The following is a 14,522-nucleotide window of genomic DNA, read 5'->3' on the forward strand; positions in this document are numbered from 1 at the left end:
CGGCCATCCGGGCCGGGCCGGGCCGAACCGGGCAGCGGGAGTTCAGTGGAAGGCCGCCACTCCCGCGCCGAGGTGGAATCGCTCGGCCTCGACGGCGCGGCGGGCCTCGGGCGGGATCCGGTCGCGGCTTTCGAACCACGCGGTGAGCCTGTCGCGAGCCTGCTGGTCCCGCAGGCCGGCGGCGCCGCCCGCGTCGGGTGTCATGGTCTCGGCCTCGGCGAAGGAGACCTCGCGCAGCAGGACCCGGGCGGGCCGGCCGGTCCCGTCGTCGCCGGGGAGTACCGCGAGCACCGAGTAGCGGGTGCCCGGAGCGAAGACGACCTCCGGTTCGGCCGTGGTCGAGGCGAAGGCGGCGGTGCGGCGTCCGGTGGTCGACCAGATCCCGAACTCGACGGACGCCCCCAGTTCGACGTCCCGCGCCACCACGCCGGAGACCGGGGCGGGCTCCGCCACGACCCTGCCGGGACGGTAGGCGCCGAGCTCGGTCCGCTGCGCCGACGCGCCGACCAGGACGGCCCCGTGGTGACTCGGCAGCCTCCTCAGGCCCGAGCCGAGGCAGCGCAGGTACGGGGCGAGAGGTCCGCTGGTTGCGGCCCGGGCCGCGGCGACCAGTTCCGCGCGGGTGGCGGGGTCACCGCTGTCGGCCTGGTGCACCAGCACCGCCACCAGGTCGGGCTTGAGGTCGTCCCCCTGCGAGGAACGCAGGCCCGGCAGCTTGACCGCCACCATCTCGGCCTTGCTGGCGATGAGGTGGTACCGCTTGCCCAGCAGGACCTTCATCCCGTCGCGGTCCCCGTCGCCGCTGACGCCGGGGGAGGCCGCCGGTGCGGGCCCGGGACCCGGACGCACGGACACCGGGCCCGCCTCCGGCGCTGCCACCGCGACCGGTCCGCCTACGGGCTCCCGTACCGGAACCGGGGCCGCTACCGGGGCCGGTAGAGGTGCCGGTTTCGGTTCCGGCGCCGCCGGGGCAGGTGGCGCGTCGCCGCCGGTGGCCGTCGGGCCCGGGGTCACGGGGGAAGGCTCGGCGCTGATCCACTCCACCGGGTGCCGTCGGCAGAGGAACCGCCCGACGGCCTCCGCGTCCTCGTCCCCCCTGCCGGCCAGCACCAGCCCGAAGGGCTCGCCGCCGAGTGCGGGCAGGGCGGCGAGCACCTCGTCGAGATGGTCCCAGACCTCGCCGCCCAGCTCCCGTCCCGGCTCCCCGACGATCAGGTGCGGCCGGTGGTACGCGGCCGGGCGCATGCGGGGTTCGTCGTCCTGCGGCGCAGCCTCGCGGCGCAGCCACAACCCGGCCGGTACGGCTTCCAGTACCCAGCCGTCCCAGGCACCGAAGACGGCGGGCCCCGCCGGGGGCAGCGGATGGAGGCCGTGCCAGCCCGAGGCGACGACGCGGCCCAGGTCCGCCGAGGCGGTGAGCTCGGCGACGACGGGCTCCCACGTGGGGCGGCCGTCGGTGTCCAGGAAGGTGGTGGTGCAGTGGTCCGCGCCCCGCACGGGCAGGCCCACGGCGGCCCGTACGTCCTGGCCGAAGTGGCCGGCCAGCGCGGCGGCCATCTCGGCCAGTGCGGCGGGTCCGGCCCAGGGGGCGCTGAGCAGCAGCCCCGAGGACGCCAGGTCCAGGGCCGCGACCCGACGCAGGAGCTCGGCGGCGGGCAGGTGCGGCTCCTGCGGTGAGCCGACGACGAGCACCAGCGTGCCGGGGTCGGCGGCGGCCAGGCCGCACGCCCGGTCCGGACGTCCGGGCGCGGCCAGCCAGAATCCCTGGCCGATCGGGTCGGCATCCGGACACACGGGCCCCCGCTCCCCCGCCTCCTCCTCCTCCGCCGCCTTCTCCTCTTCTGCCTCCTCCGTCGCGCGGGGTTCGGCCCGCGCGTTCGGCGGCCAGGACGGGCCGAGGTCCTTCGCCTCCCCGGCGGGGTCGATCAGCCACCACGAGCCGCACCCCGCGCTACCGGCCGCCGTCACGCGCAGCCCGCCGTCGGGCTCGACCGAGACCAGACCGTCGGGTGCGATCACGGGGAGCCCGGCGGTCCGGGCGAGCGCCGCGGCCGGGCGGGGCCCGTCCCCTGCCGACACCGCCAGGCCCGAAGCCGCCAGGGCCAGGGCCGAGGCACCGCGCTCCCGCGCGAGGCCGGCCAGCCGCGCGAGGGAGCCGCGCAGCACTGGCGCGGCGTCGGCCGCGGCGGCCAGCACGAGCAGGGCGTCCGGGGCCGGCCGCAGCCCTGCCAGGGCAGCCGCCAGCGGGCCGTCGTCCGCGTCGGCGGGGGCTATGACGAAGTGCACGCCGAGGGGGCGGAGTTCGGATCCGCCCGGGCGGCCGGGCGGCGGGCCCGGGGTTCCGCGGGTGCTGGTGCCTGCGCTCATGGGTTGGTTCCGTTCCGTCTGTTCGTCCCCGGCGCCTCCGCCGCCGTCATTCGCCACTGCCGCCATCGCCATCACCATCACCGTCCCCGTCGGCCGCCGCGTACAGGCCCGTCTGGACCTGGACCGTGCGGCGCCGGGTGATGTGCAGGCCGCGCCCGGCGGGAAGCACCTTCGGCTTGACGTTGCCGAAGAGAATGCCTTCCGACGGCGGGCAGGACAGCAGCAGCGCAGGGGTGTTGACCTCTTGGAGCTTGCGCATGAGCGGGTCGACCAGCCCGCGTCCGGCGTTGTTGGCCGAGCGGGCGACGATGAGGTGCAGGCCGATCTCGGTGCCCTGCGCGAGGTAGTCGAGGACCGGCGCGAAGGGGTGGGTTCCCGAACTGCCGATCAGCTCGTAGTCGTCGACGACGATGAACAGTTCCGGCCCCTGCCACCAGTCCCGCAGGCGCAGCCGGCTCGGCGGGATGTCCGCCGACGGCACCCGGTTGACCATGGCCTTCGCGGCGCCGTCGACCATCTGCCGCAGTGCGTCCGCGGCGACCGCGTAGCCGAGCCGATGGGTCTCGGGCACCGTCTCGTAGAGCTCGCGGCGGAAGTCCACGAGCATGATGCGGGCCTGGGCCGGGGTGTAGGCGCTCATGATCTGCGTGGTGATCAGCTTGAGCAGGTTCGTCTTGCCGGACTCGCTGTCACCGACCACGATCAGGTGCGGATCCTGCTCGAAGTCGTGCCACAGCGGCTGGATCTGCTGGTCCTCCAGACCCAGCGGGATCTGCAACGCACCGCGCGGAGGCGGGAGTTCGGCCGCGCCGAGGAGCAGCGGAAGCATCCGTACGGCGGGGGCGCGGGCGCCCGTCCAGTGGTCGGCGACCAGGTCGGCGAGGTCGGCCACTCCCTCGCTCAGGTCGCCGGAGGTGCCGCGGCCGTCCATCCGCGGCAGGGCGGCGAGGAAGTGCATCTCGTCTGCGGTCAGGCCGCGGCCGGGGATCTGCGGGACCTTGGCGGCGGCGCGCATGTTGACCACCGAGTCGATCGGGTCGCCGAGCCGCAGTTCGAGTCGCGTCTGCAACTGGTCGCGCAGGCCGCTGGTCACCTCGCCCCAGCGGGTGGTTCCGATGATCAGGTGGATGCCGTAGTTGAGGCCGCGCTGCGAGATCAGGGTGAGCCGCTGGACCAGGTCCGGGAATTCCTGGCGCAGCGTGTTCCAGCCGTCCACCACCAGGAAGACGTCGCCGTACGGGTCGTCGGCGAACTCACCGGCGGCTTTGCGGCGGCGGAAGGAGACGACGGAGTCGACGGCTTCTTCCGCGAAGTACCGCTCGCGGCGCGCGATGATGCCGTCGATCTCGGTGACGGTCCGGTTCACCCGCTCGGGATCGTGCCGGCCGGCGACGCCGCCCACGTGGGGCAGCCCGCGCAGTGAGGTGAGCGCGCCGCCCCCGAAGTCCAGGCAGTAGAACTGCACTTCGGCCGGGGTGTGGGTGAGGGCGAGGCTGGCCATCACGGTCCGGATCAGGGTCGACTTGCCGCTCTGCGGGGCGCCCGCGACGCCCATGTGGCCGCCCGCGCCCGACAGGTCGACCATGAGCAGGTCGCGCATCTGCTGGAAGGGCCGGTCGATCAGCCCGACCGGCACCTTCAGGGTGCCGCGTGCGGAACCGCTCTCCACGGTCAGTCCGTACCGCGGGTCGGGGGCCAAGGGCGGCAGCAGCTCGTCGAGCGTGGGCGGTACGTCGAGCGGCGGCAGCCACACCTGGTAGGCGGGCGGTCCGGCGTCGTAGAGCCGCTCCGTGGCGATGTCGAGGAGCGCCCGGACCTCCTCGGGCTCCTCCTGGGAGGGTTCTTCGACCTCGGGCAGCGGGGGCGGGGCGACGTACTCGGTGCTGTGCTCGACCACCTGGCCGGTGAGGGCCGCCAGCCGGCCCGCGCGTCGCTTCGGCTTGTACGCACCCGAGACGTACGCGGCCTTGAAGCGGCTCAGGGTGGAGATGTCGCTGCGCAGGAAGCCGTTGCCGGGCTGCGAGGGCAGTTGGTAGGCGTCGGGCACGCCGAGCACGCCCCGGCTCTCCATGGCGGAGAAGGTGCGCAGGCCGATGCGGTAGGAGAGGTGTGACTCCAGGGCGTGCACGCGGCCCTCGTCCAGGCGCTGCGAGGCGAGCAGCAGGTGGACGCCGAGCGAGCGGCCGAGGCGGCCGATCATCACGAACAGGTCCATGAAGTCGCGGTGGGCGGAGAGGAGTTCGGAGAACTCGTCGACCACGACGAACAGGGTGGGCATGGGGTCGAGCGGGGTGCCCGCGGCCCGCGCCGTCTCGTATTCGAGCAGCGAGGAGTAGTTCCCGGCCGCGCGCAGCAGTTCCTGCCGGCGCATCATCTCGCCGTGCAGGGCATCGCGCATGCGATCCACGAGAGCCGCCTCGTCGGCGAGGTTCGTGATGACCGCCGAGGTGTGGGGCAGCTTGTCCAGGCCGAGGAAGGTGGCGCCTCCCTTGAAGTCGACGAGAACGAAGTTGAGGATCTCCGAGGAGTGGGTGAGGGCCAGCGCGAGGACCAGGGTGCGCAGGAGTTCGGACTTCCCGGATCCCGTCGCGCCGATGAGCATCCCGTGCGGTCCCATGCCGCCCTGGGCGGATTCCTTGATGTCCAGGGCCACGGGGGTGCCGTCGGCGCCGACGCCGAGGGGGACGCGCAGTTTGTTCGACTGGTTGCGCTGTGCCCACTGCTGCTGGACGTCGAAGGTGTGCAGGTCGTGGATGCCGAGGAGCGAGGTCAGGTCGAAGTCGGCGGCCAGCGGTTCCCCGGCGTCGACGGAGTCGCCCAGCCGGTAGGGGGCCAGGAGCGTTGCGAGTCGGCGGGCCGCGGCGAGAGACATGGCGTCGGGGCGGCCGAGGACGGTGACCTCGTCCTTGCGGTTGCGGTCCGCGCCGACCATCTCCAGGTTTCCGTCGGTGATCCGCAGCCGCAGCGTGACCCGGGAGTGCTTCCACTCCAGTGCGCCGGCGAGGTCGATGAGGGTGGCGTTGCGGTATCCGGCGAGCACCGCGCGGTGCGGACCGGCCACCTGGGCGCCGTCGAGCACGATGACCGTGTACGGCTCGTCGCGGCCGGGGGTCGCGTCGGGCTCGTAAGGCGGGCGGGCCGAGAACTCCTCTCCGAGCAGTTGCTCGACCTCACCGATGGTGGCGGCGACCAGTCGCAGGGGACCTGCGCCGTCGGTCTCGACGGGATGCAGGGCGTGCGGGAGCCACTTGGTCCAGTCCCAGTGCGCTCGGCGGTCGGGGGCGGTGACCACGGCGATGCGCAGTTCGTCGGGGGCGTGCAGGGTCGCCAGTTGGGCCAGGACGGCGCGGACCAGCGAACGGGTGCGCTCCTCGCCCTCGGGCTCCTCGCAGCGCAGCATCACCTGCGCGAAACCGCGCAGGTGGATGGCTATGGGCTGGCCGTCGACGGTGCCGTACGCGTGGATGAAGCGGCGCAGCGCGTGGGCGGCGAGCGGTTCGAGGTCCTCGACCGGTTTGGTGGCGAGCGGTGCGAGGCGCACGGCGAGGCGCTGCGCGCCGACCGCGATGCGCACGTCACTGAAGTCGGGGTGCGAGGCGCGGCGTTCCCAGAGCCGGGAGGTGCGCACGAGGGAGGCCAGCTCCTGCGGTCCGGGATTGCGCCAGGCGAGGGCTTCCTGCTGTTTACCGATGTCCTTGCGGACCTGGCGGCGCATCTGGCCGAGGTAGCGCAGGTAGTCGCGCCGCTCCCCGATCAGCTGAACCTTGCGGTCGCTGTTGCCCCGGATGATCTGGGTGACGAGCATGCCGACGGCGGAGAGCACCATGGTGCCCATCGCCACGTACGTCATGATGCCGCCGTTGGGGCGCAGGAACACGAAGACCATGGACAGCGAGCTGAGGGCCATCGGCACCATGGTGATCATGTTCGACGCGCTGCTCTGCTTCTCCGGCAGAACGGGGGGCTCCTGCAACTGGAGCTCGCCCTCCGGCATCTCGGGACCGGGACGCCGGGCCGGCCGGCTGACTGGCACCACGCTCAACGGGAGGCTCCTCACTTCCGGACGGCCGTGCGGTCCGTCCCTCCGGGGAACGTGCCCGGCACGGGCCGAGGTTCAGTCGCCGACGGCGCTCCGCCGCCGGGCGGGGCGATCGATAGGGTGCGCGCAGGTGCGTCCAGACGACAGGAGAGCCCGGTGGATCCGGTGAGCGGGAACAAGGACACCGAAGAGGTCGGTCGGACCCTGCGCGGCTGGCTGGCGGCGACCGCGCCGACGCACTCCGCCGAGCCCGGGGACGCCTCCGGGTGCACCGGCCTCGACGTGCCCCCGGGCGACGCGGCGGCAGTGGCCGGGGCCGTACGCGGGCTGCTCGGCCTCCCCTCCGCCCGGGGCGGCCTCTCCGCCCTCCTGGGCCGGTCCTCCCTGTCCGCGGCGGGTTTCGCCGAACTGCGGCTGCTGGCCCAGGCCCTGGTGGTCGACGAGCATCCCTCCGCCGCGCGGTGGACGGCCGCGGAGCGGCTGGACGTGGCGTCCTGGGTGGCGCTCCTGCTCGACCGGTACGGCGAGGACGGGGTGCGGTGGCTGGTGGCCGCCCTGCGCGGGGAAAACTGACCCCGGGCGGCTCCGCTCCGCTCTGACCCGCTGCCGACCGGCCGACGCGCCCGGTGAACCCGGCGCCCCGTCCCGGCCGTTCTCGCCGATGACGGTATTCCGGCACGCGGACGTGCCGGTGGGGAAGGGCGGGCGGGCAGTGAGCGGTGGCGCGGTGGCAGGGCTTTGCCGATTGAGGTTCCACGGACCGCTGAAGGTGGTCGAGCTGTCCGTGCCCTCCGATGTGCCCTTGGCCGACCTGCTGCCGACCGTCGTCGGGTTCTTTGGCGACGAGCTGGCCGAGGAGGCCGTCGAGGCGGGCGGCTGGGTGCTCCAGCGACTGGGGGCCGAGCCGCTCGACGAGGAACTCACCGCCGAGGCCCTCGGGCTCAAGGACGGGGAAGCGCTCCACCTGCGCCACCGTCGCGACACGATGCCGCTCGTCCACTTCGACGACCTCGTGGACGGGATCGCCACCGGCCTGCGCGACCGCGGCGACTCCTGGCGGCCCGCGCTGACCCACCACCTCGCGCTCGCTCTCGCCCTCCTCGCCCTGGCCGGCGGAATCGCCCTGCTGGCCCTCCCCGGACCGCACGAGCTGCGGATCACGTCGGCCGCCACCGTCGGGATGCTGCTGCTGCTCTGCGCGGGCAGCGCCTCCCGTGCGGTGGGTGACGCCGGGGCGGGAACCGCGCTGGGAGCGGCGGCCGTGCCGTACCTGGCTCTCGCCGGAGCCCTGCTGCCCGCCGCCGGTGGCGATCCGACGGCGGCGCGGTTGCTCGCCGGAAGCTCCGCGGCCGCGGGCTGCGCCGTACTGGCGCTCGCGGCGGTGGGCTGCTCGGCCCCGCTGTTCCTCGGGGTGGCGGTGACCGCGGCGCTCGGCATGGCGGCCGGCACCATCGCGCTGGCCGGTCTGCCGCTCGGCCACACCGCGGCCCTGGCCGCGGTGGTCGTCGTGGCGTTCGGCGCCTTCGCACCCAGCCTCTCGTTCCGGATGTCCGGGCTACGGCTTCCCGCGCTCCCCCGTAACGCCGAGGAGCTCCAGGAGAACATCGAGCCCTTCCCGGCCGCCGACGTGCTGGCCCGCAGTGCGGTGGCCGACGGCTTCCTCACCGCGTTCCACGTCGTCGTCGGCGCCGCGTGCGCGGGGTGCCTGACCCTGGTCGCGGGCCTGAGCGGCTGGGCCCCGGCCGCCCTGACCGCGGCCCTGTCCGCGCTGCTCCTGCTGCACGCCCGTACGGTCGGCAGCGTGCCGCAGCGCTTGGCGCTGCTGCTGCCCGGCGTCCACGGTCTCGCGCTGCTGACGGCCGGCTTCGCGGCGGGCCTCGCTCCCGAGGGGCGGCTCCTGCTGCTCTCCGCGCTGGTGGCGGTGGCCGGCGCACTCGCCGTCGTGTCGTGGACGGTGCCGGGCCGTCGGCTGCTGCCCTACTGGGGGCGGATCGCCGACCTCGCGCACAGCCTGACGGCGCTGAGCCTGCTGCCCTTGGCGCTGACCGTGGCCGGGATCTTCCAGATGATCCGCTCGGCCGCCGGCTGACCTGCCGCCGCATCACGAATTCGGCTTTCTTCAGAAGGAGTTGGGATGCAGTCCAGGCGCGACCAGGTCCAGGCGCACCTGTTCGTCATGGGTCGCCTCGGGGCCGGCATGCTGCGGGCCGAGCCCGACGCACCGGACACGCCGACCGGCCGGACGAACCGGGGCATCCGGACGGGTCTGTACGTCGCCATCGCCATCGCCGTGGTCGTGGGCCTGTACGGGGTGATCTCGCCCGGCGGCGCGACCGGCTGGCGCAAGCCCGGGACCCTGGTCGTGGTCAAGAAGACGGGGGCGCGGTACCTGTTCCTCGGCGGTGAACTGCACCCGGTGCTCAACCAGTCGAGCGCCCGGCTCCTGGCCGGCGAGAAGATGCAGTTCGCCGAGGTGAGCGAGAAGTCGCTCAAGGGCGCCCCGCGGGGCGCACCGGTGGGCATCGTGGGCGCCCCGGACGGCCTGCCGGCCGCCGGGGACCTGTCGGCGGAGGGCTGGCTCGCCTGCGGTCTGCCGCAGCCCGCTTCCGGACCGGCCGCGCCCCAGATCGCGCTCGCCGTCGCGATGGCCGCCCAGGGCACCCCGTTGACGGACGGCCAGGGAGTGCTGGTCGCCACACCCGACGGCGAGCGGTACCTGTTGTGGCAGGGGCAGCGGCTCCGGCTGGACACCCGCAACGGGGCGCTCTCCGCGCTCGGCTACGGCTCCGCCGCGCCGTTCACCGTCGCCGCGTCCTTCCTCAACACCCTGCCGGCCGGGCCCGATCTGGCGGCGGCCGACGTACCCGGGCGCGGCGGGACCGGGCCCGTACTCGCCGGGCACCCGACGACGACCGGGCAGCTGTTCACCGGGCCCGGCGGCGAGTACTACGTACTGGCGCGGGAGGGCCTCAGGGCGCTCACGCGGACGGAGTTCGAGCTGCTGCGGGGCGATCCGCGCACCCAGCGGGAGGCGTACGCCGGCGCTCCGGCGGCCGCCACCCCGGTGGGAGCCGCGGACCTCGCCGCCCATCCGGCCACGGCCACGCCCACGAGCCCCGCCGCGGGTACGGCCCTGCCGGCCGAACCCCCACAGCTCCGCGCCCCGGCCCGGCACCAGAGCGTCTGCGCGGGGCTGCGGCCGGGGGCCTCCGGGCCAGCGACCCTGGTGACGCTGGCGAACACCGCGGCCGTGGCGGGAGCGCCGCCGGCGGTACAGCCCGGGGTCGATCCGACCTGTGCGGACGCCGACCGGATCATGGTCAGGCCCGGTGGCGGAGCGCTCGTCACGGCCCTGTCCGGGGCCGGTACGGGCGGCACCGCCTACCTGGTGACGGACAGCGGGGTGAAGTACCCGCTGCCGTCCGCGGACGCCGCGAAGCGGCTCGGCTACGGCGCCGCCCGCACCGTGGGCGTGCCCGCGGGCCTGCTGAAGCTGCTGCCCACGGGTCCGAGCCTGGACCCGCAGGCGCTGGCCGCGGGCGGCGTGGTGAGCGCCGTCCCGGCCCCGCCCTGCTCGGCGCGGAAGCCGGGATGAACCCTGGGCGGGGGGAGCCCCGTTACATCCGGTGGAGGCCCCACACCACCTCGCCGGCCGCCCCGGAAACGACCCAGGAGAACACGTGACAGCCAGCCCCGAAGAGCAGTTGGTCACTTCGGACCAGGTCATCCTCAACACCATCCAGCACCTGGACGGCTACCTGGTCCAGATGATGAACGCCCGGTCCAAGGTGGACGAGGTGATGGAGCGGGTCGGGTGGAACTACCAGGCCGAGTCGGCGAAGGCGTTCCTCCGCAAGGTCGAGGAGTGGATCATCGGCTACGACACGATCATGCAGAAGTACCAGACGCTGATCGATTCGACCCAGGGTGCCCAGAAGTTCCTCACCCAGGCCGAGGACGAGGCGCACGCCACGGGAGGCAACTGGGGCGGCCCGATATTCGACGCGCTGAACGGCTGACGCCTAGTTCTGTGACCGGAAAGGTTCACCGAGTCGCGGCGCCCGGCAAACCTTTCCGGCCACAGCACCAGCGGCACTCGTTCCTCCGTCCGAATTCGCGCACCCGCTCACCGGATCCCAGAGAAAGGCCCCGCTCCCGTGGCAGACATAGACATCAATCACAACGCGCTCGCCGAGGCCAACGAGGACATGAAGGCGGCGGCCAAGCAGATGCACTCCAACCTGGAGATGCTCGTCACCGAGCTCTCCACGGTCAAGGACAAGTTCAAGGGCGCGGCCGCCGCCGCGTTCCAGGACTTCGTCACGACCGTGCACCAGCTGGACACCGCGATGTCCCAGGAGTTCGACACCGGCGCCGACAAGCTGGCGGACATGCACCTGACCATCAGGAACGCCGACAAGCGGAGCGCCGCCCTGTTCCCCGGCGGCCGTACCTGACCCGGCGGGCGACCTGCCCGACACGGCGGACGCCCGCCCCACAGACCGGCACGACCGGAGGTTCCCCCCTTCCGGAAGTGCCGACGCGGACCCGGCCTCGCTTCCCCCAGCAGGCCGGGTCCGCGCTTTCACCGGCGCGTGAACCCCCGCTCCGGGGCGGCCCGTTCCTCCTGATGACGACGGACGCACGGCTGGGCCCGCCCCCGCTGCCGGCACCCCGACGAAGGAGCAGCCATGGTGAAGGAACCGAAGCCCGACGGTGACGAGGGATCGAGCGACGGCAACGACCTCAAGATCACCGACAAGTACCTCCTCGACTTCGCCGAGAAGAAGATCGCCCCGTACATGTCCCTGCTGGAGGGCGATCCCCATCTCCTCCTCCTGCGGAACAACTGGCAGAACGGGTCGATGATCGGGAACGACGGCAAGCTGCTGCCGGGCAACACCGTGCGCCTGCCGAGTGCCGAGCAGTTGCAGACGAACTTCAAGGCCTACGCCAAGCAGTTGGTGAGCGCGTTCGCCATCATCTCCGCCGCCGCGCACGGCTCGTACGTCACGCTGCACGACATCCGGCTGCTCTTGCAGAACGCGGACGACGAGGCGCTGAGCGCCGCCGAGATGTGGGAGGTGCTTACGCAGGTGCAACAGCACTCGAAGCCCCCCACGAGCGGCAACCCGCCCGCGGATTCCCAGAGCTGACGAGAAAGGCACCGCGCGATGCCCAACTGGGACGAAGTCATACCCCTCTTCCTGCCCAAGACCGACTCCGTGAAGACGCGCAACGACGTGGCGGGGCCGGGCTCGCCGAAGTGGATCGACAAACACGTGAAGGTCACCCTCCGCGACGCGACCGCGGCGGGCGCCAAGAAGGGGGCCGCCGAGAACAGCCCACCACTCGACGTCTTCAGCTACCTCACGTACGAGGGGTCGAGTCAGGGAAGTCTGGTCGGGCTGCGGATGAACTGGACCATGTTCAACGACAGCACGCAGCCCTACAACCTCTACCGCACCGGGGTCTACGCCCACCTGGAAGAACTGAACAAGACGCAGAAGAACGAGAACGTCAATGCCGCGACTTTCGACGGCGCCGCCCGGGCGCTGCGGGGGGTCGCGGACCTGCTGGAGAAGTCGCTCGACCCGAAGACCGGACTCCTGGGCTGGATCGCCGAGCTCGGCGAGACCGGGGACAACTGGCGGGGCAGCGCGGCAGGTGAGTTCAAGAAGTACCTCGCCACCATCGCCCTGGGTCTCACCCACATCCAGACCGACCTCCGGCACCCCTATCAGTTCGCGGAACAGCTCGGTCTCGCGGGGGCGATGCTGCGGCAGGCCCACTTCGAAATGATGGAGGTGGAGGCCAAATGGTTCGCCACCCCTGACAGCGGCGCGACTCAAGTACTGAAGAAGTCCCTCACCGAGCACCTGGTCGATTTGAAGAGGGCGAAGGACGGCACCGTCACCGCCGCCGGGCTGAACATCGACCAAGACCCCTTCTGGGAGAAGGTGGAGCGGACCGCCAAGGACTACTGGCTGGCGGGCCTGAGCGCCGAGGTGCTGACCCTTACCGATCGGGGGCCGACCCGGTACTCGATGGACCTCCTGGCCCACAGTGTCTACGAAACCCTCGACGCGAAGTACACCGAGCTCGCCGGCGCCCTGGGGCGCGGGGTCACCCAGCCCAACCTCGGCCTGCCCCAGGCATCCGGCGCGGGCGGGCCGGTGCCGGGTCCTGGCGGCGGGATCGGCGACGGCGGAACGGGCGGCGGCGACGAGAAGGGCGGCGGCGGCGACCAGAAGATCCCCCCGCCCGGCGGCGATCTGAAGCTCGGCGGCGGTGGCGACTCGAAGGGCGGCGGAAAGGGCGGGGGCGACAAGAAGGGCGGCATCAAGCCCCCGGTCCCCCTTCCCGGCCCCCCGATACCGCACCCGGGCACCGGCCTGCCCGGCAGCGGTACGGCGGACCTCCTCGACAAGAACGGCAAGCCGGTCCTCGGCAAGGACCACAAGCCGATCGCGGTGCCGGTCGGGTCCGTCATCGGCAAGGACGGCAAGATCCGGGACTCCAAGGGGAACCTCGTCCTCGGCAAGGACGGCAAGCCCCTCGTGGCGCCGCCCGGCGCCAAGCTCAAAGAGCACCCCGCAACCAACCCGAACGGCGGCATCGACCCCTCGCTGCTCGACCGGATCAAGGTGCCCGAGGGCGCGAAGGTCAACCCCGACGGCGTACTGGTCGACGCCCAGGGCAAGCCGCTGCTCGACTCCAACGGCAACCCGTACGTCCTCCCGAAGGGCGCGAGCGTCAACCACGACGGCATACTCGTCGACGCCAAGGGCCGCCCCATCGACCGCTCGTCCCAGCTGCTCACCGACACCGAGCACGCGCTGCTCGACTCCCGCGGCGGCCTGAAGCCGCCGACCAGCTCGCAGTCCTCCCTGCTGTCCGGCGGGCGCGATCCCCTCGGCCTGTCCGGCTCCGGAGCCCTCTCCGGCCTCGGAGCCTCCTCGGGCGGGGGCACCGCAGGCAAGGGCGCCGGCTCCGCCGGACCGCTCCTGGCCTCCCCCTCCATGGTCAGCGACCGGGCCCTGCAGGCGGCCAACGCCGCGGCGCCCCCCGGCACGGAGGCCGACCGGGCCAAGGCCACCGCCGCCGAGGACGCGGCGAGGCAGTTGGCCACCCAGCAGCAGACCCAGAGCGGGCCGATGATGCCGCCGATGGGCGGCGCCGGTGCGGGCGCCGGTGCGGGCGGAGCCGCCGGCCAGAAGGACCGCCAGCGCACCACCTGGCTCTCCGAGGACGAGGACACCTGGGGCACCGACACCGGGACCGTCAGCGGAGTCATCGGCCGATGACCGTACGAACCCAGCACACAGGAGAGAAGGACCAGTGAGCCTCGAAGCCGAGGGCCGGATCGAGCAGGTCATGGCCAGCCTGCGGGACCAGACCGAGAAGATGGCCGAGGCGCGCGCGGAGCTCGACCGGGCGACCGCCAGCGCGACCTCGAAGGACCGCATGGTCACCGTGACCGTGGGTCCGCAGGGCCAGGTCATCTCCATGAACTTCCGCACCACGGCGTACCAGGAGATGGCCCCCGCCGAGCTCGCGGACGTACTCACCAACGTACTGAACGACGCCCGCGGACGCATGGGCGAGCAGGTGATCGAGCGGATCAAGTCCTTCGCGAACGTCGGCGAGCAGATCCGCATGGCGGCCGGACTGAGCGACCTGCCGACGGACATGGACGAACTGCTCAAGCCGCTGCGCTCCATGCGCCCGGGCTTCGAGGCGCAGGAGGCCAGGAAGCGTTCCACGAAGCAGGAGGAATTCAATGGCTAAGCCGAAACTCAAGTCACTGGCGGACCTCAAGGGCAAGTTCGCCCACTACGAGGACTACGAGGCGAAGCTGCACGACCTGAGCCTGCGCATCGCCGAGATCAACCGCCTCAACAAGGATTCGGCGGGGCACGACGCGATCGGCAAGAAGTACCACGAGGTGGTGGACAAGCCGACCGACAACCTGACGGCGACCGTCAAGTACATCGGGAAGTCCCTCGGCCGGGTCACCACCGCGGGCAAGGACTCGAAGGACATCACCGACAAGGCCGACGAGGACGCCGGGGGCACCGCCGGCGACTGGTAGCCCGCGCAGCCCTGCCCGTAC

The 14,522-nt window shown here is 72.7% G+C and carries 11 protein-coding genes; 9 read left to right on the forward strand and 2 right to left on the reverse strand.

Features of this window, described 5'->3' with window-relative positions; translation table 11 throughout:
- Nucleotides 1–42: 42 nt before the first annotated feature.
- Together ACFWBF_RS11875 and eccCa are read right to left on the reverse strand one after the other, a co-directional pair.
- Complete coding sequence (locus tag ACFWBF_RS11875; RefSeq protein ID WP_385599009.1) at nt 43–2,367, reverse strand: hypothetical protein; 2,325 nt, start codon at nt 2,365–2,367, stop codon at nt 43–45.
- A gap of 46 nt (nt 2,368–2,413) precedes the next feature.
- On the reverse strand, nt 2,414–6,409 hold the full coding sequence (gene eccCa / locus ACFWBF_RS11880; protein ID WP_385599011.1) for a type VII secretion protein EccCa: 3,996 nt from the start codon (nt 6,407–6,409) through the stop codon (nt 2,414–2,416).
- Nucleotides 6,410–6,562: 153 nt separating this feature from the next.
- On the opposite strand from eccCa, the gene ACFWBF_RS11885 reads away from it, so the two are divergent.
- The 9 genes from ACFWBF_RS11885 (at nt 6,563) to ACFWBF_RS11925 (ending at nt 14,501) form a co-directional block, all read left to right on the forward strand.
- The gene (locus tag ACFWBF_RS11885; protein ID WP_385599014.1) at nt 6,563–6,979 is read left to right on the forward strand and encodes a hypothetical protein; all 417 of its coding nucleotides are present in this window, start codon (nt 6,563–6,565) and stop codon (nt 6,977–6,979) included.
- Between the two features lie 172 nt (nt 6,980–7,151).
- On the forward strand, nt 7,152–8,495 hold the full coding sequence (eccD, locus tag ACFWBF_RS11890) for a type VII secretion integral membrane protein EccD (protein WP_385599017.1): 1,344 nt from the start codon (nt 7,152–7,154) through the stop codon (nt 8,493–8,495).
- Nucleotides 8,496–8,540: 45 nt separating this feature from the next.
- A complete protein-coding gene (eccB, locus tag ACFWBF_RS11895) occupies nt 8,541–10,001 on the forward strand; it encodes a type VII secretion protein EccB (RefSeq protein ID WP_385599019.1) in 1,461 nt (486 codons plus the stop codon).
- An 85-nt stretch (nt 10,002–10,086) separates the two neighbouring features.
- Complete coding sequence (locus ACFWBF_RS11900) at nt 10,087–10,425, forward strand: hypothetical protein (protein ID WP_385599022.1); 339 nt, start codon at nt 10,087–10,089, stop codon at nt 10,423–10,425.
- 138 nt (nt 10,426–10,563) lie between these two features.
- Nucleotides 10,564–10,863, forward strand: coding sequence for a WXG100 family type VII secretion target (locus ACFWBF_RS11905; protein WP_385599025.1), 300 nt, complete (start codon nt 10,564–10,566; stop codon nt 10,861–10,863).
- 234 nt (nt 10,864–11,097) lie between these two features.
- Nucleotides 11,098–11,562, forward strand: a complete 465-nt coding sequence (locus tag ACFWBF_RS11910; protein ID WP_385599028.1) for a hypothetical protein — start codon at nt 11,098–11,100, stop codon at nt 11,560–11,562.
- An 18-nt stretch (nt 11,563–11,580) separates the two neighbouring features.
- Entirely contained in the window at nt 11,581–13,713 is a 2,133-nt protein-coding gene (locus ACFWBF_RS11915; RefSeq protein ID WP_385599031.1) for a hypothetical protein, read from the forward strand.
- Between the two features lie 34 nt (nt 13,714–13,747).
- Complete coding sequence (locus tag ACFWBF_RS11920) at nt 13,748–14,197, forward strand: YbaB/EbfC family nucleoid-associated protein (RefSeq protein ID WP_385599034.1); 450 nt, start codon at nt 13,748–13,750, stop codon at nt 14,195–14,197.
- A complete protein-coding gene (locus tag ACFWBF_RS11925; protein WP_385599038.1) occupies nt 14,190–14,501 on the forward strand; it encodes a hypothetical protein in 312 nt (103 codons plus the stop codon). Before ACFWBF_RS11920 ends, ACFWBF_RS11925 begins: the two co-directional genes overlap by 8 nt.
- Nucleotides 14,502–14,522: the final 21 nt, after the last annotated feature.

It is taken from the genome of Streptomyces sp. NPDC060028 (assembly GCF_042736725.1).
In the GTDB taxonomy this organism is placed as follows: domain Bacteria; phylum Actinomycetota; class Actinomycetes; order Streptomycetales; family Streptomycetaceae; genus Streptomyces.

Bases quoted from the DNA above. Each gene is read 5' to 3' on its own strand.
- ACFWBF_RS11925 (WP_385599038.1), top strand. From the start codon at position 14,190: ATGGCTAAGCCGAAACTCAAGTCACTGGCGGACCTCAAGGGCAAGTTC.
- ACFWBF_RS11875 (WP_385599009.1), bottom strand. From the start codon at position 2,367: ATGAGCGCAGGCACCAGCACCCGCGGAACCCCGGGCCCGCCGCCCGGC.
- eccB (WP_385599019.1), top strand. From the start codon at position 8,541: ATGCAGTCCAGGCGCGACCAGGTCCAGGCGCACCTGTTCGTCATGGGT.
- ACFWBF_RS11915 (WP_385599031.1), top strand. From the start codon at position 11,581: ATGCCCAACTGGGACGAAGTCATACCCCTCTTCCTGCCCAAGACCGAC.
- ACFWBF_RS11910 (WP_385599028.1), top strand. From the start codon at position 11,098: ATGGTGAAGGAACCGAAGCCCGACGGTGACGAGGGATCGAGCGACGGC.